17 protein-coding genes and 1 tRNA gene are annotated in these 17,923 nt (G+C 63.7%); 10 read left to right on the forward strand and 8 right to left on the reverse strand.

The annotated features are described in order from the left end of the window. The first annotated feature begins 53 nt into the window (after positions 1-53). Genes aroB through Q363_RS12865 form a run of 4 tightly spaced genes read left to right on the forward strand, consistent with a single transcriptional unit; the run spans position 54 to position 4,352 of the window. Positions 54-1,214: a 3-dehydroquinate synthase gene (aroB, locus tag Q363_RS12850; RefSeq protein WP_084080307.1), complete on the forward strand. Its 1,161-nt coding sequence runs from the start codon at positions 54-56 to the stop codon at positions 1,212-1,214. Continuing rightward, positions 1,211-1,990, forward strand: a complete 780-nt coding sequence (gene ubiE / locus Q363_RS12855) for a bifunctional demethylmenaquinone methyltransferase/2-methoxy-6-polyprenyl-1,4-benzoquinol methylase UbiE (RefSeq protein WP_342667409.1) — start codon at positions 1,211-1,213, stop codon at positions 1,988-1,990. The genes aroB and ubiE overlap by 4 nt, the downstream gene beginning before the upstream one ends. A 47-nt stretch (positions 1,991-2,037) precedes the next feature. After that, entirely contained in the window at positions 2,038-3,483 is a 1,446-nt protein-coding gene (locus tag Q363_RS12860; RefSeq protein WP_035350650.1) for a cation diffusion facilitator family transporter, read from the forward strand. Beyond that, positions 3,480-4,352, forward strand: coding sequence for a PASTA domain-containing protein (locus Q363_RS12865; RefSeq protein WP_035350710.1), 873 nt, complete (start codon positions 3,480-3,482; stop codon positions 4,350-4,352). The genes Q363_RS12860 and Q363_RS12865 overlap by 4 nt, the downstream gene beginning before the upstream one ends. A 16-nt stretch (positions 4,353-4,368) precedes the next feature. Here the strand turns inward: Q363_RS12865 and Q363_RS12870 are convergent, their stop codons facing one another. Continuing rightward, entirely contained in the window at positions 4,369-5,634 is a 1,266-nt protein-coding gene (locus Q363_RS12870; protein WP_035350652.1) for a transcription antitermination factor NusB, read from the reverse strand. Between the two features lie 134 nt (positions 5,635-5,768). On the opposite strand from Q363_RS12870, the gene Q363_RS12875 reads away from it, so the two are divergent. Next, a complete protein-coding gene (locus Q363_RS12875; RefSeq protein ID WP_051978716.1) occupies positions 5,769-6,653 on the forward strand; it encodes a creatininase family protein in 885 nt (294 codons plus the stop codon). Positions 6,654-6,687: 34 nt separating this feature from the next. Here Q363_RS12875 and Q363_RS12880 read toward each other — a convergent pair whose 3' ends face one another. After that, positions 6,688-7,578 (reverse strand): AraC family transcriptional regulator, encoded by an 891-nt coding sequence (locus Q363_RS12880; protein ID WP_157466800.1) that lies wholly within the window; start codon positions 7,576-7,578, stop codon positions 6,688-6,690. Between the two features lie 104 nt (positions 7,579-7,682). On the opposite strand from Q363_RS12880, the gene Q363_RS12885 reads away from it, so the two are divergent. Next, positions 7,683-7,853, forward strand: a complete 171-nt coding sequence (locus Q363_RS12885; protein WP_157466802.1) for a hypothetical protein — start codon at positions 7,683-7,685, stop codon at positions 7,851-7,853. A gap of 9 nt (positions 7,854-7,862) precedes the next feature. Here the strand turns inward: Q363_RS12885 and fmt are convergent, their stop codons facing one another. The 5 genes from fmt to Q363_RS12910 form a co-directional block, all read right to left on the reverse strand. After that, positions 7,863-8,798, reverse strand: coding sequence for a methionyl-tRNA formyltransferase (gene fmt / locus Q363_RS12890; protein WP_035350658.1), 936 nt, complete (start codon positions 8,796-8,798; stop codon positions 7,863-7,865). Positions 8,799-8,948: 150 nt separating this feature from the next. Further along, entirely contained in the window at positions 8,949-9,473 is a 525-nt protein-coding gene (gene def, locus Q363_RS12895) for a peptide deformylase (protein WP_245632196.1), read from the reverse strand. Position 9,474: 1 nt separating this feature from the next. Beyond that, positions 9,475-10,650: a chorismate synthase gene (aroC, locus tag Q363_RS12900; RefSeq protein ID WP_035350660.1), complete on the reverse strand. Its 1,176-nt coding sequence runs from the start codon at positions 10,648-10,650 to the stop codon at positions 9,475-9,477. A 90-nt stretch (positions 10,651-10,740) separates the two neighbouring features. After that, positions 10,741-11,847 carry a 3'-5' exoribonuclease YhaM family protein gene (locus tag Q363_RS12905; protein WP_084080311.1) on the reverse strand — a complete coding sequence of 369 codons (1,107 nt, stop codon included), beginning with the start codon at positions 11,845-11,847 and terminating at the stop codon, positions 10,741-10,743. An 80-nt stretch (positions 11,848-11,927) separates the two neighbouring features. Then, the gene (locus Q363_RS12910; RefSeq protein WP_245632197.1) at positions 11,928-13,928 is read right to left on the reverse strand and encodes a peptidylprolyl isomerase; all 2,001 of its coding nucleotides are present in this window, start codon (positions 13,926-13,928) and stop codon (positions 11,928-11,930) included. A gap of 271 nt (positions 13,929-14,199) precedes the next feature. On the opposite strand from Q363_RS12910, the gene Q363_RS12915 reads away from it, so the two are divergent. Together Q363_RS12915 and Q363_RS12920 are read left to right on the forward strand one after the other, a co-directional pair. Then, on the forward strand, positions 14,200-15,822 hold the full coding sequence (locus Q363_RS12915; protein ID WP_035350662.1) for a S41 family peptidase: 1,623 nt from the start codon (positions 14,200-14,202) through the stop codon (positions 15,820-15,822). Between the two features lie 136 nt (positions 15,823-15,958). After that, the gene (locus Q363_RS12920) at positions 15,959-16,753 is read left to right on the forward strand and encodes a YbaY family lipoprotein (protein WP_084080313.1); all 795 of its coding nucleotides are present in this window, start codon (positions 15,959-15,961) and stop codon (positions 16,751-16,753) included. Positions 16,754-16,783: 30 nt separating this feature from the next. Here Q363_RS12920 and Q363_RS12925 read toward each other — a convergent pair. Next, positions 16,784-16,858, reverse strand: a tRNA-Gly gene (locus Q363_RS12925). 268 nt (positions 16,859-17,126) lie between these two features. Here Q363_RS12925 and Q363_RS40435 point away from each other — a divergent pair. After that, on the forward strand, positions 17,127-17,318 hold the full coding sequence (locus tag Q363_RS40435) for a hypothetical protein (RefSeq protein WP_157466804.1): 192 nt from the start codon (positions 17,127-17,129) through the stop codon (positions 17,316-17,318). Between the two features lie 334 nt (positions 17,319-17,652). Next, positions 17,653-17,923: recombinase family protein (locus tag Q363_RS38065; RefSeq protein WP_245632198.1), on the forward strand; the 271-nt coding region annotated here is incomplete at its 3' end.

The raw sequence follows: 17,923 nt of genomic DNA on the forward strand, positions 1-17,923 counted from the left end.
TGCTACTCGCGAGCGACGTTTGAGCGAAGTCCTTACGATAGGATGAAGATATTGTGGCTTTGATTCCTCTCAAGACGCCGAGTGCAAGTTATGACATTACGATCGCGCCTGGGCTGATCCGGACGCTTCCGGCGCGGCTGAAGAAGCTGAAGGGCGGCAGGCCGTTTCGCGTGTATCTGGTGACGTCGCCGGAGATATGGGGGTTGTGGGGACGGCAGGTGCAGGCGGCGTTTGCGAAGAGCGAGCAGCCGACGGTCCTGTTTCTTCCGGTGGGAGAGAAGCATAAGCGGCTGAGGACGCTGGAGGGCTTACTGGAGCAGATGGCGGCGGCGGGCGCGGATCGCGATGCGCTGCTGGTGGCGTTTGGCGGCGGAGTGGTGGGCGATGTGACGGGATTTCTGGCGGCGGTGTATATGCGCGGAGTTCCGTATGTGCAGGTTCCGACGACGCTGCTGGCGCAGGTGGATTCGTCCGTGGGCGGCAAGACGGGAGTGAATCTTGCGGCGGGGAAAAATCTTGTTGGGAGCTTTCATCATCCGCTGGCGGTGCTGGCGGATACGGATGTGCTGACGACGCTGCCGAAGGCGGAGCTTCGCGCGGGCTTGCAGGAGTCGGTGAAGGCGGGGATCATTCGCGATGCGAGGCTCTTTGCGTATCTCGAAAAGAATGCGGATACGGTGTTGAGCGGCGATGCGAAGGCATTGGCGCACGTGGTGACGGCGAGCGTACGGGTGAAGGCCGATGTGGTGGCGAACGATGAGCGCGAGTCGGGGCTGCGGATGATTCTGAACTATGGGCACACGCTGGGGCATGCGATTGAGGCGGCGACTGGATACAAGCAGCTGCTGCACGGCGAAGCGGTGGGCTGGGGGAGCATTGCAGCGACGCGGCTGGGGCTGATGCGCGGGACGATTTCAGAACGCGAGGCCGAACGGATGATTGCGCTGATTCTCCGGTACGGGCCGCTGAGCACCTTCAAGGCGAGCGCGGACCGGCTGGTGGAGTTGACGGCGAGCGACAAGAAGAACCGCAGTGGGCAGTTGAGTTTTATTCTTCCGGTGAGGATCGGCGAGGTTGCGATTGTGCGCGACGTGACGCGCGAGGAGATGAAGGCGGCGGCGGAGTGGACTCTGGCGCTGATGCGCTCGCAGAATGGAGATGCGAAGAAGAAGATCGCAGCGAAGAAGAAGATCTCAGTGAAGAAGACGCGATGATGGCAGAGCATCGAGCACGGATGGAGCACGAGCTTTCGACGGGAGCGCGGCCGGTGGGCGCGACGACGGAGGAGGCCGCGGCGGCGAACGTGCAGCGGATGTTCGACTCGATTGCTCCGAAGTATGACCTGCTGAATCATCTGCTGTCGATGGGTCTGGATCAATGGTGGTGGGCGCGCGCGGCGCGGACGTTTCGCGAGGTGCTGGCGAGGCCGGATGCGGCGGTGCTGGATCTCTGCTGCGGCACGGGCGACATGACGATGGCGCTGATGAAGCATCGGCCGGTGGGCGTGGGTGAGGGGCCAGTGTATGCCGTCGATTTTTCGCACGAAATGTTGGAGCGTGGGCGCGAGAAGTTTGCGGGCAAGAACATCGTCGCGATCGAGGCCGATGCGCTGCACCTGCCGATGAGCGATTCTTCGCTGGACCTGGTGGTGTCGGCGTTCGGGTTTCGCAATCTGGCGAACTATGAAGAGGGGCTGGCGGAACTGTATCGGGTGCTGGCGCCGGGCGGGCAGATCGGGATTCTGGACTGCAATCAGCCGGAGGGCGTGGTTGGCGCGCTGTACGATCTTTACTTCAAGCACGTGCTGCCGCGGGTGGGCGGGATGATCTCGGGGGATGCTCGGGCGTATCGCTATCTTCCGGCGTCGGTGGAGCGCTTCCCTCGCCCGAAGCGGATGCTGGAGATGATTCGTGCGGCAGGGTTTGGGGATGCTAGCTGGACGAGCTATACGTTTGGCACGTCGGGGCTTTATCGGGCGACGAAACCATGATCCCGGCGGATGCGGGGATGTTTGCGAACCGTTAGGATTAAGGTTCGATGAGTTATACGGCCACTCCCGAGAATGCTTCACAGACGCACGCGGAGAAGCGATCGGCGGCGCTGTTTTCGGTGCTCGCGGCGCTGGGGATTACGGTGCTGAAGTTTCTGACCGGCGTGCTGACGGGATCGCTGGGCATGCTGTCGGAGGCAGTGCACTCGACGGTGGACCTGGTGGCGGCGGGGATCACGCTGTTCTCGGTTCAGGTTTCAGATCGGCCTGCGGATGATACGCACAACTACGGGCACGGCAAGGTGGAGAGCCTGTCGGCGTTTGTAGAGGCCGTGATCATGCTGGCCTCGTGCGTGTGGATTGTGACCGAGGCGGTGCGGAGGATCGCGTTTCGCGAGCGGCTGTCGCTGGAGATGTCGGTGTGGCCGTTTGTGGTGCTGCTGCTGTCGATCATCGTGGACTTTACGCGATCGAAGCGGCTGCACAGGATCGCCGAGCAACATGCGAGCCAGGCGCTGGAGGCGGATGCGATCCACTTCAGCACGGACATATGGTCCTCGTCGGCTGTGCTGCTGGGGCTGTGGGCCTCATACGCGGGGGCGCGGTGGAAGATTCCTGCGCTGCAGCTGGCGGATCCGATTGCGGCGCTGGTGGTCTCGGGGATCATTCTGTATGTCGTTTGGGGACTGGGGCGAAGGACGGTCGACGCTCTGCTGGATGCTACGCCGAAGGAGTCGCGCGAGGCGACGAGGATGGAGATGGAGCGCGACCTGATGGCGATTGACGGCGTGCTGGCGGTGGATCGAATGCGGACGCGGCGGTCGGGGTCGAGCTACTTTGCCGACCTGACGCTGGGGCTGGCGCGGAACCTGACGTTTCAGCGGACGGAGCAGATTACGACGGAGGCGACGGCGGCGGTGGAACGGCACCTGCCGGGGGCGGATGTGGTGGTCCATACGGTGCCGATGGCTCCGGTGGCGGAGAGCGTGCACGACAGGATTCGCGCGGTGGCGGCACGGCAGAACCTGACGATCCATGATGTGACGGTGCAGCAGTTCGGCAAGGAGCTGCACGTGGAGCAGCACCTGGAGGTGCGCGAGACGATGCCGCTGCGGCAGGCGCACGAGCTGGCGACGAAACTGGAGACGGACATAAAGCGCGAGATTCCGGAGGTCACGTCGATCCTGACGCATATCGAGAGTGAGCCGGCGACGATCGAGCAGCCGGAGTCGCAGGAGCGGGATCGGCAGCTGGAGGTGCGGCTGCGACGCGTTGCGGTGGCGTTTCCGGAGGTCCTGGACATTCATGACGTGATGGTGACGAGGATCGGCGCGCACCTGAAGATGAGCTGCCATTGCACGATGCCGGACGATCTATCAATGGAGCGGGTGCATGAGGTGATCACGGCGCTCGAAGGGGCGTTCAAACTGGATGCTCCGGAGGTGGATCGTCTGCTGATTCATCCGGAGCCGGAGACGGACAATCGACGATGAGGGTGCGGGTTCAGCTGGTGGGATGGGGGATGGTGCGGCGCTTCTTCAACATCGTGCTGGGCGCGATGGCGATGGTGGCCGTGGCGCTGATCTCGGCATTTGTAGCGATGCGGCTGGCGATTCACGGGCGCGAGGTGAAGGTTCCGGACCTGACGCATATGACGATTTCGGAGGCGAGCAGGAAGGCGAGCTCGATGGGGCTGCGACTGCAGCTGGAGAACAGGTTTTATTCGCCAGACACGCCGGCGGGGCAGGTGCTGGCGCAGTATCCGGTGGCGGGAGTGACGGTGCGACGGCAGTGGCCGGTGAGGGTGACGGAGAGCCTGGGCTCCCAGCGGGTGTCGATTCCTGACCTGACGGGACAGGGAGAGCGTTCGGTGGCGATCAAACTGAAGCAGCTGGGGCTGGAGTTGGGAGCGGTGGGACATATCGCGGCGCCGAGGCCGGAGGGTGCGGTGGTGGCGCAGACTCCTCCGCCGAACGCGCAAGGCGTAGACCGACCGCGGGTGAGTGTGTTGCTGAGTGAGGCAGAGGAGGACTCGGAGGACTCAGACGATGGGGTTGTGATGCCTTCGCTGGTGGGGCTGACAGTGTCGAGTGCGTATGTGCGCGCGGGTGCGGCGGGCTTGAGGATTGTGAGCGCGGAGGATGTTACGCCGACGGCTGACGCGACCGGGGCTGTGCCGGCGGCGGCTGCGGGTGGCGGTGCTGCTGCGCCTGCGGGTGCTGCGGCGGCGGCTGGTCAAGTTGGTCCAGTTGCTCCGGCTGCGGCGGCGGGGCTTGCGCCGGGGATTGTGGCGGCACAGAGTCCGCTGGCGGGTCACAGGGTCTCGAGGGGAGATTCGGTTCGGCTTTCGCTGATGCACTAGGCGTGCGGCGGGGAAGTTAAAGCGTGCGCTCGATGAGTGCGGCGAAGAAGCCGTCGCCAGGATGAGTGCCCGGGAGCGTGCGGAGATAGTTGCCGCGGACGGCTGCGTTGAGCGGCTGCTGGAGAACTCCCGAGGTGCGAAGGTGATCGAGTAGTGGCTGGATGGGGAGAGGGTGTGCGGAGTTCGTCTCGGCAAGGACGGCTTCGACGACCTGCTCGCACTCCTCGGGTTCGAGCGAGCAGGTGGAGTAGAGGAGACGGCCTCCGGGAGCGAGGCGTGAGAGTGCGGTGGTGAGGATGCTGCGCTGGCGGGTGGCTTGTCGTGTGAGGTCGGCGGGGGTGAGGCGGTGGCGGATCTCGGGGTTGCGCGCGAGGGTGCCGGTGCCGCTGCAGGGAACGTCGGCGAGGATGAGGTCGAAGTGGTTGAGCGCGGCGGGTGGGTCAGTGGCGTCGGCGGTTTCGGTGGTGATGTGTGTAGCGTAGGGGTACTGCTCAAGACGGGTGCGCATGGCGGTGAGGCGGCGCGGGCTGAGGTCGGTGGCGAGGATCTTCGCGTGCGGCAGGCGATGGGCGAGGATGAGGGTCTTGCCGCCGGGGGCGGCGCAGGCGTCCCATAGGCTGGTGGCTTGAGGGTTGGCGGCGGCGGCGATCTCTGCTACGAGGCGCGAGCCGTCGTCGATCTGCGGGAGTGCGGTGCCGGGGTCTTCGGTAAAGAGCGTGGGGGCGGCGGGCTCGGTTTGATCTGACTCGCAGATGCGGATGGCGGCGGCGCGGCCGTAGTGGGCGACCCAGCGCTCGGTGAGCCACTTCGGGTGGCCGAGGCGTTGGGCGAAGGCGGCGGCGCTCTCGTGGATGGGACGGCCGGGCGGCTTTTGGCGGGTGAGGTTGCGCAGGATGGCGTTGACCATGCCGGCGGCGTGGGGGTTGCCGCTGGAACGCGTGAGCTCGACGCTCTCGTTGAGCGCGGCGTGAGCGGGGATGCGGTCGAGGTGGAGGAGCTGGAAGGCTCCGAGGCGGAGTGCGATGGCGACGGGCTCGGCGAGGCGCTGATCGGGACGCTGGAGGAGGGGTTGAATGCGGGCGTCGAGGGCGATCTGCTGGCGCAGCGTGCCGAGGACGAGTGCGGTAGCGAGGTTGCGGTCCTCGGGGGAGAGCTTTGCGGTTTGCGCGGAGTGGAGGAGATCGTCGCTGTTTCCCTTCCCTGCCGCGACGAGGGCGAGGATGTCGAAGGCTGCGACACGCGCGGGGGAGACGGGCTTTGGTTTGGGAACAGGTTTGGGCAAAGGGGCTTCTTTCGAACTTAAGGATACATTTCTGTGAGGTTCGTCAGGGCCGGAAGGCACGAGTAGGCTATTTGTCTGTGTTGAGCGAGGCCGGGTTTCTGAATACTGGAGTTCGCTTGGGAAGGGGTTAGCGAATGAATCGGAAGAGTTGTTTTGCGGCGGTGATGATTCTTGCTGGGGTGATGGGTTTTGTGCAGACTGCCACGGCGCAGGCGAAGCTGTCGGTGCACTGGGAGGAGTTGACGGGGCCGGACTTTGTGAAGGCCATTCAGCAGGCGCAGGGAACGTGCATTCTGCCGATTGGGATTCTGGAAAAGCATGGGCCTCATATGCCGATCGGGTCGGATCTGCTGAATGCACGTTATGTTGCGCTGCATGCGGCCGACCAACAGTATGCCGTGGTGTTTCCGGAGTACTATTTCGGACAGATTGCGGAGGCGCGGCAGGAGCCGGGGACAGTCTCGTACAGCCGCGAGCTGCAGCTGGCGCTGATGCAGGCGACGACCGATGAGATGGGGCGGAACGGGTGCAGGAAGATCCTGATTGTGAACGGGCACGGAGGGAACAATCATCTGCTGCCATACTTCGCGCAGACACAGCTGGAGAAGCCGCATGACTACGTGGTGTATGTTTTCGACCAGCGCGTTCCGCCGTCGGGCGGCCCGGCGAAGAAGACGACGAACGATCAACATGCGGGGGAAAGTGAGACGTCGAAGATGCTGATCGTGCGGCCAGACCTGGTGCACATGGATCGCGCAAAGAACGAGTCGGGCGACGACCAGCACCGTTTGAACCTGCCGGAGGGCGTGTACACGGGGATCTGGTGGTATGCACGGTTTCCCGATCACTACGCGGGCGATGGTTCGGTGGCGAACAAGGAGCTGGGTGAGTATCAGGTGAAGTGGTGGGTGGATGCGGTGAGCAAGGCGCTGGCTGCAATCAAGGCCGACGACGAGAGCCTGCGACTGCAGAGGGAGTTCTTCGAGAGGTCAGCGCATCCGTTAGACACGCCGCAGTGATGTTGCCGACAGCGTCAGATGTGGCTATGTCCGGTTATTGGCCCTTTCTCCAGGCGCCAGGTGTCTGGCCTACGCGCTGGCGGAAGGTACGGACGAAGTTGACCGGGGAATGGAAGCCGGTCATGTGGGCTATCTCCTGGACAGGCCAGTTGCGGCTCTTCAGCAGGCGCTTGGCGCGGTCGATGCGGTGGTCCAGCAGATACTGATAGGCGGTTTGACCGGTGGAGTTGCGGAACTGTCGCGCAAAGTGAAACGGGCTGAGGTTCACCTCGCGAGCGATCTCATCAAGGGAGAGGTCGCGACCGAGGCTCGCCGTGATGTACTCCATCGCATGGCGCAGCTGGGGCATGGGCAGGCCGCCTCGGATGCCGCCTGTATCGACGGGGTTTGCCGCGTATCGCCGAAGCAGGAGACTTGCAAAGCCGGCGACTGTGAGTTCGGCGTACAAGCGGCCGAGAGGCCAGTCTTCTGACGTCTGGCGCCCCATCTCGAGAACGATCTGCTGGAGTGCGGCGTCCTGAAGGGCCCACCGGGCGTCAAACTCAGGCGAGGAGGCCCCGGCCTCGGCTGCTATCCGGTTCAATACGCCAGGATGAATGGAGAGGATGAGGCGTTTGGAGGCTCCCTGCCAGCGGAGGCGGTCGCGGGTGCCGGCGGGAAGGAGAATCATGGAGCCGGGAGCCGTACGCTCGACTCCGTGACGGCCTCCGGACCACCACTCCATGGCCTCGTCGCCGCTGGTCTGCAAGTGAAGACAGAGCTCGCGGTGCTCGTGCTCGGGGATCTCGATGGCGGAGACGGTGTGGCTCTCCAGAATGACTCCGCGCCAGGGCTGCTCTCCTCCCTGCCGCAGAACAGATGGGAGGAGCGGAACGACCTGGTTGTTCCGCAGCACGGCGATCCTGTCTGAACTGGGATTGCTCACTCCTTTAGGATGCTCCGCGCGCTACCGGGAGGGCAATGCTGTTTGCCGCAGGAATTGCATATCGGCGGGCAGGAGAGGGCGCATCCTGAGTAGTGGAGGATGAGATGAAAAGACTGACCGATTTCGTGAGCGAGGGCTTTATCTGGGGCGTGGGAATTACGCGACCGCGGCCGGGGCAGGAGCGCGTCGCCGCACTCTATATCACGGCCACGCTGGCCGCGGCAGTGCTTGGGGCAGTCGCAGCCTTCATGTTTGTGCTGGGACGACTTCAATAGAGCCAGCCATCAGTCGGCGAAGCGCTCGCCGGAGTGGAGCTGGTAACCGCGCAGGAACTCTGCGGCGGACATGCGGCGCTTGCCTTCGGGCTGGACTTCGTCGATGGCGAGGGTGGTGAAGGAGCCGCAGGCTGCGAAGATCGTGTCAGCCTCGACGCGAATGGTGCCGCAATCGGCCAGTGAGTGCTGCTCGACGGGATGCATGCGGTGGACGATGAGCTTTTTGCCGCGCAGCGTGGTGAAGGCTCCGGGCCAGGGCTGGAAGCCGCGCCAGCGGTTGTGGATCTCGCGCGCGGTGCGGGTGAAGTCGATGCGGCCGTCGTCGCGGGTGAGGATGGGGGCGTGCGTGGCGAGAGCGTGGTTCTGCGGCTCGGGGAAAAGGTCGCCGGCTTCAAGGCGGCGAAGGGTTTCGATCATCAGCGGAGCGCCGACCTCGGCGAGGTTCTCGTAGACATCGACGGCGGTCTCCTCTTCGCCAATGGGGATAGCTTGTGCGAGGAGCATGGGGCCGGTGTCGAGGCCGGCGTCGAGGCGCATGGTGGTGACGCCGGTGATGGTCTCGCCGTTGGCGACGGCCCACTGGATGGGGGCGGCTCCGCGGTACTTGGGTAGGAGCGAGCCGTGGAGGTTGATGTTGCCGTGGGCGGGCAGGTCGAGCATCCACTGCGGGATGATGCGGCCGTAGGCGACGACGAGGATGGCGTCAGGGGCGATGGCTTCGAGTTCGGCGCGGAGGTCGGCGTTGGTCTTGATCTTGTCGGGCTGGAGGACGGGGATGCGGTGCGCTAGTGCGGTCTGTTTGACCGGCGGGGCCTGGAGTTGCTGGTCGCGGCCTACGGGGCGGTCGGGCTGGGTGAGGACAAGCGCGACCTGATGGCCGGCGGCGATGACGGCTTCGAGGGTGGGGACGGCGAATTGCGGGGTTCCGCAGAAGACGAGTCTCATTCAGGTTTTATGGTAGCGGGTTCGCGCTTTTCCGCGAATGTGGAGGCTGGGATACGGCATGCGTATTCCACGAACGTTGGTGGCGCTACGGGCAAAATGCGGGGGTTCTTCGCTCCGCTCAGAATGACGGCATTGGTGGAACGAGATGTGTTACCACTCGCCGTTTTTGATGAGTTTTTTGATCTTGCGGACAGTGAGGTCTTTTTTGAGGCGGCTGAGGCGGTCGATGAAGAGGATGCCGTCGAGGTGGTCGATCTCGTGCTGGAAGGCGCGGGAGAGGAGCTCTTCGCCTTCGATCTCGAACCACTCGCCGTCGGTGTTCTGGGCGCGGACCTTGACCCTTGCGGCGCGCTTGACCTTCTCGCGGATCTCGGGGAGCGAGAGGCAGCCCTCTTCTTCGTACTGCTCCCCCTCGCGCTCGATGATCTCGGGGTTGATGAGGACGATCTTGGCTTCGGGGTCTTTCTTGAAGCTGATGTCGATGACGGTGAGGCGCTGGGAGAGGCCGATCTGCGGGGCGGCGAGGCCGATTCCCTGTGCGACGTACATGGACTCGAACATCTCTTCGACCAGGGTCTTGAGCTTGTCGTCGAACACGGTGACGGGTGCGCCGCGCTTTGCCAGCACGGGGTCGGGATACTTCACGATCTCATGGAGGGTTATCTTCTTTGCCACGTCAGTACTTCCGTATCTGTTGGAGATAGCCGTTGTAGTTGCGCTTTGTTTCTGCGAGCGAGTCGCCGCCGAACTTTACGAGCACCTGGCGAGCGACGGCGAGGGCAACCATGGCCTCGGCCGCGACTCCGGCGGCGGGGACGACGCAGACATCGGAGCGCTCGTAGGCAGCCTTGACCGGCTCGCGAGTCTCGAAGGAGACGCTGGCGAGCGGGCGGCGCAGGGTCGAGATGGGCTTGAGGTAGCCGCGGACGATGACGTCCTGGCCGTTTGAGATGCCGCCTTCGAGGCCGCCGGCGTTGTTGTGATCGCGCGAGAACTTGGTGAAGTCTTCTTCGGAGCCCTCGTAGCCGATCGCGTCGTGAACGGTGGAGCCGAAGGACTCGGCGGCAGTGACGCCGCGGCCGATCTCGACGGCCTTGACGGCCTGGAGGCTCATGACGGCCTGGGCGAGGATGCCGTCGAGGCGCTCGTCCCAGTTGACGTGGGTGCCGATGCCGGGAGGCAGGCCGTGGACGATGACCTCGAAGACGCCGCCGACGGTGTCGCCGGTGCGGAGGACGGCATCGACCTCGGCCTTCATGCGGGCCTCGTCTTCAAGATCGACGCAGTTGAGGAGGACTTCGTCCTTCTGCGAGAGGGCGACTATCTCTTCCCACTTGGCGGGACGGGAGAGCTCGGCTTTGCCTACTCGGATGACGTGGGAGAGGACCTCTACGCCTAGTTCTCGGAGGAGGAGTTTGGCCAATGCACCGGAGGCGACGCGCGCGGTGGACTCGCGGGCGCTGGCGCGCTCGAGGACGTAGCGGGCGTCGGGAAAGTTGTACTTGAGGGCACCGGCGAGGTCGGCGTGGCCGGGGCGCGGCGAGGCGACGGCCTTGTGCTTGGCGGGATCGCCCTCTTCGACGGGAAGGATGTCGGTCCAGTTCTTCCAGTCGTTGTTGGCGATGGTCATGGCGACGGGGGAGCCGATGGTCTTGCCGTGGCGGACGCCGGAGAGGATGTGGGCGGTGTCGCGCTCGATGCGCATGCGGCCGCCGCGGCCGTAGCCTTTCTGGCGGCGCCAGAGCTCGCGACTGATGAACTCCTGATCGACCGGAACTCCGGCCGGAAGACCACTGACCAGTGCGACGAGACTCTCGCCGTGGCTCTCTCCTGCTGTGGAAAATCGAAGCATTGTGCTGGATGACCTTATGGTTGTCAGGCGTGGAGGCCGAAAGATTTATTGTAACAACGAGATCAGGGCGGCTCGAAGAAGCCCTCGGAGCTAGTCGACGGGCGGCGACTCGGGGTCTTCGAGGGGCGTCGTGACTCTGGCCGGGACGTCGGCCTCGGTGGCGGCGGTCGCGTCGGTGGGGGGATGGACCGGCGGCTCCTCGGTGGTCGCGGGCTTGCCGTCGTCGAGGTAGGCCTGCGAGTTGAAGAGGGCGCGGTCCATGGAGCGGACCCAGTCGGTGAGTTCGCCTGGGGCCTTGGCCTGCGACTCGGCGGCGGCGAAGGAGTTGCGGAGGGTCTGCATCTTGGCCTCGAGGTCGTCGAGGGTGTTGAGGAGCAGAGCCTCGGGGGTCATGGGGAGCTTGGGCGAGCCAAACTCGTACTTGCCGTGGTGCGAGAGGATCATGTGCTCGACGAGGATGCGAAGTTTTTCGGGGAAGGGCTCGAGGGCGCGAGCCTTCTCCTGCAGCATGCCCTGGGCGATGCTGATGTGGCCGATGAGCTGGCCTTCGAGGGTGTAGCCGAAGCTGGATTTCCAGTGCAGCTCGCGGACCTTGCCGATGTCGTGGAGGATGGCTCCGGTGACGAGCAGGTCGGGGTTGACCTCGGGGTAGAAGGGCACGTTGGCGAGGCAGACGCGTACGAGGGTGAGGACGTGCTCCAGCAGGCCGCCGATCCAGGCGTGGTGAAGCATCTTGGCGGCGGGCGCGGTGCGGTAGGCCTGGGCGATGGCGGGATCGTCGAGGAAGGCGAAGACGAGGCGCTTGAGGTCGGGGTTGGCGAAGCGGGAGACGTAGCCGCGGAGCTCTTCCCACATCTCGTCGACGTTGAAGTTGGTCATCGGAAGGTAGTCGGCGGGGTCGATCTCGGTCTCGGCGGCGAAGCGCAGCTTTTGCAGGCCCATCTGGAACTTGTTCTGGTAGCGCGAGACCTGCCCCATGACCTTGACGTAGCAGCCCTCGGTGCAGGGGGCGATGGAGTCGGCGAAGTCCTCCCACATGACGGCGGGCATGGAGCCGGTCTTGTCGGTGAGGGTGACGGTGAGGAACTGGCCGCCGCCCTGACGGCGTTCGCGGACCTGGAGGGAGGAGAGGACGAAGAAGGAGGTGACAACGGAGTTTTCGAAGCGAGGTGCGTCCGCGATAAAGAAGTCTTTCATCGCAACCAGAATACTCTGCGGGTGGAAGCGAAGACGCGAGAGCTGTGGCCCTCGCGTCTCGGTTGAAAGCTCTTGCGGTCTTAGTTGTTCGGCCGGGTGGTTGGCGTCTGTTGAGGCTCGGGCGCCGCGGGGGGTTGTGGCGTCGTGTTCTGCGGGGCCGGAGCCGGAGGGGCCGCAACCGGGGGCGGCGTGACTCCGGGCGGTGTGGCACCGATGGCTGACGGATTTACTGTGGGCTCCGGTGGAGGCGCCGGGGCGGGCTCGGTGGTCGGCTTGTTCTGCAGACGCTCCTTGGGGGCGCCCTTCTCTTTCTTTGGCTTCTTCTTGGTCGCCGTATCGCCGTTGAGGCCGAGCGGCGTGGTCTGGGCCTTCTGGTCCGCCGTCTCCTGTTGGGAGACTGGCGCGGGCGTGAAGGCGGACTTCTGCTTCACGGCAGCCTGCTTCTTGGCGGCGTTGTCCGCAGCCTCGGTCTTGGCGCGATAGCTGTAGCGCGTCTTGCCGGTCACGGTGGGCTTGGGAGCCAGCGGATCAATGTCGGAGGTGGCCGAGATTTGCGTGGTGCTCTCGGTGGGAGCGATGGCCGTTCCGGGAGCGACGGCAGCACCAGCGTCGGCGGTCGTCGAGGAGGCCTCGCCTGCACCGGCTCCGACGGCGGTCTCCTGCGGGCCGGGAGGAAGGGAGTTGCGCGGGGCCTGGCCAAAGCGAACCTTCTCGCGCTTGATCTTCTTGGGCTTGGCCGGAGCGGCTGCCTTCGTGGTTGGGGTGGGCGTGGCGGCTGAGGCGGTTACATTCGCCGTTGGTGCGGACGCTGTTGTGTCCGAAGTTGCAGCAGGCAGTGCCGGCGGTGCGGAGGCTACGGCAGGAGTTGCAGCGGGAGCCGCAGTGGTCTTGCTGGCCGTCGAGTAGCGGCCGCCGCGATCGAAGCGCTGCTTCTGCTCCTCCTTCTTCTTCTTGGGTGCGGGAGGAGCGTAGGCGCTGAAGACAGGCTTGGTCTGGCGCGGACTGGCACCGGAGTCGACGAAGCCGGGCTTGATGTCGATGTAGGCCTCTTCGCGCAGCTTGGTGAGGTAGGTGCGCAGCGCGGGCTGCATCGCCTGGTAGTACATCGCCTCCTGGATCTGCGGCTCGATGTCCTTGAGCGGCGGAACACCGGCCTCCTGGTGGTCGGTCACCTTGAGGATAACGAAGCCCTGACGCGTGCGGATGGGGGCGGTAACGCCTCCTGTGGGAAGAGCGAAGGTCTGGTCTTCAAGGACCTTGGCGAGGGCTCCACGCTTGAAGAGGCCGAGGTCGCCGCCCTGCGAGGCGGTCGGGCCGCCGGAGTAGGTCTTGGCGAGGTCTTCGAACTTCTCGCCGTCCTTGATCTTGGCGACGATGCTCTCGGCCTTGGCCTGGGCCTGGCCAACGACAGTGTCATTTGCATCGGCGGGAGTGGGCACCAGAATCTCGCTGAGGCGCACCTGCTCGGGCTGGGCGAACTCGTTCTTGTGAGCGTCGTAGTAGGCCTGCTCCTGGGTCTGGGTCATCTGCAGGCGGCGGCCCACCTCGTCGCGGACGACCTGCTGGGTAAGAATGCCGTTCCTGATGTTGGCCTTGAAGTCCTCAAAGGAGACGCCCTGCTGGCGTGCGGCCTTCTCGAGGTCTTCCATGGAGTCCAGGTGGTTCTGCTTGCGGATCTCGTCGAGGCGGCGGATGACCTCGGCGTCGGCGTTGAGGCCGAGTTCCTTGGCGCGGGAGAGCAGGAGCTGCTGGTCGATCATGTCGCGCAGAAGGTTCTTCTGGCGCTCGGCGGCCTCCTGCGGGCTGGCCTGGTTCTGCTGGTTCTCCATGGCAAGCTGCTGCTCGCTGCGCTCCATGTCGGAGCGGCTGATGATCTGGTCGTTCACGCGAACGATGACGTCCTCGACGACCGTGCCGTTCGGCGTGATGGCCGCGGGCGTGGGAAGGGTGACCTGCTGCTGCGGCGCATTGGGCACACCGATGGGGCTCTGATACCGCGGCGCCTGGGCCAGGGCCGCAACCGGCAGTGCCAGCAGGCTAAGCCCGCACACCGCCCTGAACTGCGAGATTCTAAAGGTCATCGTCACTCGTATCTTTGCCAGCATCCACGGATTCGGCAGTTTCGCGCCCACGTCCCGCACCCTACATGCCGTTTGGACTTACCGGCGGCGGCGGACGGTAGCCGTCCCCACATTCTAAACGTCCTTGGGCGAAGAGGCGAATCCCCTTTCCGTGATGGTTCGGGCTTACCCGCCGATGCTATACTCCGTCCAACGCAAGACGCGTCTATAGTGTTAACAGACCGTCCCGCGCAAGGTCACGCGCAGCTCTGCTTTTGAGGTAACCCAATCGATGGCACCCCACACACGCCGCGCCCTGTTCTCCGTCACCGTCTTTCTGGCCACCTGCGCGGTGGCCGGTTCGCTGATCAACCAGAGAGTGGCTGCGCAGTCGGCCACCGATGAGTCGACGCTGCGCGACAGCCTGCACAACTTCGCCAATGTGTATGCGCTGGTCGAGCAGAACTACGCCGATAAGATGACCACGGACAAGACGGACAAGGCCATCTACGACGGCGCGATCCCGGGGATGCTGCACGTTCTCGATCCGCACTCGAACTTCTACGACCCCAAGGCCTACGCGCAGATGCGCGAGGACCAGCACGGCAAGTACTACGGCGTGGGAATGACCATTCAGCCGCAGCCGGATCCGACGGCAAAGGGCGGCACGAAGATCGTCGTGCTGTATCCGTTTGAGGGAACACCTTCCTACAAGGCCGGAATCCGGCCCGGCGATGTGATCCTGTCGGTCGACGGTAAGAGCACGGAGGGGATGGACTCCGCTGGTGTCGCCTCGATGCTGAAGGGGCCGCGCAACACGCACGTCCTGGTGACGATGAGCCGCGAAGGGGCCGCGAAGCCCCTGGCCTTCGACCTGGTGCGCGATGAGGTCTCGCGTCCCTCGGTCGATCTCGCCTTCCTGATCAGGCCGGGCGTCGGCTATCTCCACGTGACGAACTTCATGGAGACGACCAGCCGCGAGGTGGCCGATGCGCTGGAGAAGTTTGGCGACATCAATGGGCTGGTGATCGACCTGCGCGGAAACCCCGGAGGGCTGCTGAATGAGGCGGTCAACATGTCGGACAAGTTCCTGCAGAAGGGCCAGATCGTCGTCTCGCAGCGCGGACGCGCCTTCCCGGATCAGGTCTATCGCGCCGCTCACGGCTCGGACACGAAGTATCCGATTGTGGTGCTGGTGAACCGCAACACAGCGTCGGCGGCTGAGATCGTCTCGGGCGCCCTGCAGGATCACGATCGCGCGCTGATCGTCGGCGAGACGACCTTCGGCAAGGGACTGGTCCAGACGGTCTTCCAGATCACCGAAAACACGGGCCTGGCGCTGACGACGTATCACTACTACACGCCGTCGGGACGTCTGATCCAGCGCAACTACAACAACGTCTCGCTGTATGACTACTACTACGTCCGCGACTCCGCGGCGCAGCCCAAGGACAAGAACAATCTTGAAGTGAAGTTGACCGACTCGGGCCGCACGGTGTACGGCGGCGGCGGCATCACTCCGGATAAGGCGATCGAGAACCCGAAGACGACAAGGTTCCAGGACACGCTGCTGCAGAACTACGCATTCTTCAACTTCAGCAAGCACTATCTTGCCGCGCACAACTCCGTCAGCAGAGACTTCACCGTCGACGACGCCGTGATGCAGGAGTTCAAGGCGTTCCTGAAGTCGAAGGACATCGAGTACACCGATCAGGACCTCGCCCAGGTCCAGGACTGGGTGAAGCAGAGCATCAAGAGCGAACTGTTTACCTCGCAGTTTGGACAGCTCGAAGGGTTGAAGGTCCGGGCCGAGTGGGACCCACAGATTGCCAAGGCTGTGAGCTTCCTGCCTGAGGCCCAGACCCTGCAGGAACACCTGAAGCTGGCTCAAAAGAACGGTCCGGTGAATCGCTGATCCTCGGATTCAGTCTGTCCTCCGATTCACTGAAATCCTCGATTCACAGGCACAACCGAGCGCCCGCATCTTCCTCCATGCGGGCGCTTCATTTTTGGCGTCCAAGCGATTGTGGTTCCACGATGGAGGAGATGCGATGGATTTAACGAGGGCTGCTGGTGTATACATGCTGGCCGCTTCCCTGCTGGGGATCGAGATGATGGCGAGAGGCCAGGGGGCGCTGAGCGTCAGCGTGACAGCCACCTACCGGGAGCGAATAGCCCTGCCGCCGGATGCGGTCCTTGAGGCGACGCTGGAGGACGTCACCCGCGTCGACGCCGCCTCTCGAGTGATCGGCAGTACGCGCGTCGAGAGACCTGGCAGTCCGCCGTTCCACTTCTCCATCCGCTACGACCCCTCACAGATTATGCCGGCACACATCTACGCGGTGCGGGCTCGCGTGACCGAGGGCGGAAGGCTTCTCTTCACCACGGACCAGCAGTACCAGGTGCTCACGCAGGGGCATGGAAGCGATGTTGCGATGATGCTGCTGCGAAGCGTCTCAGGCTCGCCGGCGGGTGCGCAGCCAACCGCAACCGCCGTTCCTCTCCGAGAGACATATTGGAAGCTGGCTCAGCTGGGAGGCAAGCCGGTGACTGCCGCCGACCAGCAGCAGGAGGCCAACCTCGTCTTCCGCACAGAAGGGAGCAGGGTGACGGGATCGAGTGGCTGCAACCGGCTGACAGGAATGTATGCGGTGAACGGCCACGCGCTCCGCTTCAACGGCGTCGCAAGCACCCGGATGGCCTGCATGCGAGGAATGGATACAGAGGCGGCCTTCCTGGGCGCGCTGGAGAAGGTACGAGCGTGGAGGATCAACGGCCAGCAGCTCGACCTGTACGATGCCAACGGCAAGCTCCTAGCACGCTTCATCGCGCAGGCGATGAAGTAGAGGCTGTTCGGGGATCAGGAAGGAAGACTCTGGAGCGGGAGACCGGGATCGAACCGGCGACATTCAGCTTGGGAAGCTGACGTTCTGCCACTGAACTACTCCCGCAACCTATGTGTTTACAATTGTTTGCCTCTTACCTTGAATCTCAGTGACACCACATAACACCATGGTTGCCACGCTGGCTACATCTTCAATACCTTGGAGGGTGGCGAGATGAAAGTCAGTCGTGAGCGTTATCAGCATGGCAGTCCGTAAGGTTCCACGTTCCCAAGGTTTCGCTTGGGAATTCAGATTCTATATTACGGCCCCGGATGGCAAACGTAAACTCAAGGTTCAAACGTTCGACTCTGTAAGGCATCCCACGGAGCGTCATGTGCGCAAAGCTGTTGAGGGTCAGCTTTCCGCCCTCAACGCGGGGACGCTCGGCGGCAAGGTGGTCACTGGATGGACTCGCAAAAGCGCGGCAGCCTCGTTCAGAGTCAGGACGTCGTTGTTGTCCATCGTTCGTTCAACCCTCGGCATGCGGGGGTTGAATTCCGATGACGGCGGCCTTCTTTCGCTTTGAACGTCGTGCACGAGATAGTGATGTTTTATGACGGCGCTGGGCATGTTCACCTCATTCACTTGAGATCGGCCGGAGTTAGCATCTTCTGCAACCAATACCTCAGGAATCCGCGAATCCGCCCGAGGAGCCTACGAGGAAACACTTCCTTGGTGACGGGTTTTATAGCTAGTCTCCATTTTCAAAGGGTGCCCTAAACCTTTGAAGCCTGTCCAAGACCTCTTTCGTCAATGTCAACACTCGACAGGCATCAAGAGGCCGCGCTAGATAGCAGCGGGAGGCGAAGACAATAGCGAGCCAGACGGCGTCGCTGATCGAGTTCGCCAAAAATCACGATCTGGAGGTTCCCAAAGAGTGGGTCTTCGAAGATGACGGCTATAGCGGAGCGACGCTGGAGCGGCCGGGCCTTGAGCGTGTGAGGGACCTTGCCGCCGAGGGACAGATCCAGGTAGTGCTGGCGTATGGGCCGGACCGGCTGAGCCGCAAATACGCGTACCAGATTCTCTTGATCGAGGAACTGGCCCGCAACGGAGTCGAGACGCTGTTTGTCAAAGCACCGCAGGGTTCCAGCGCGGAAGATCAACTGCTGGTGCAGTTCCAGGGGATGA

This window comes from Edaphobacter aggregans DSM 19364 (genome assembly GCF_000745965.1).
GTDB classification, from domain to species: Bacteria; Acidobacteriota; Terriglobia; order Terriglobales; family Acidobacteriaceae; genus Edaphobacter; species Edaphobacter aggregans.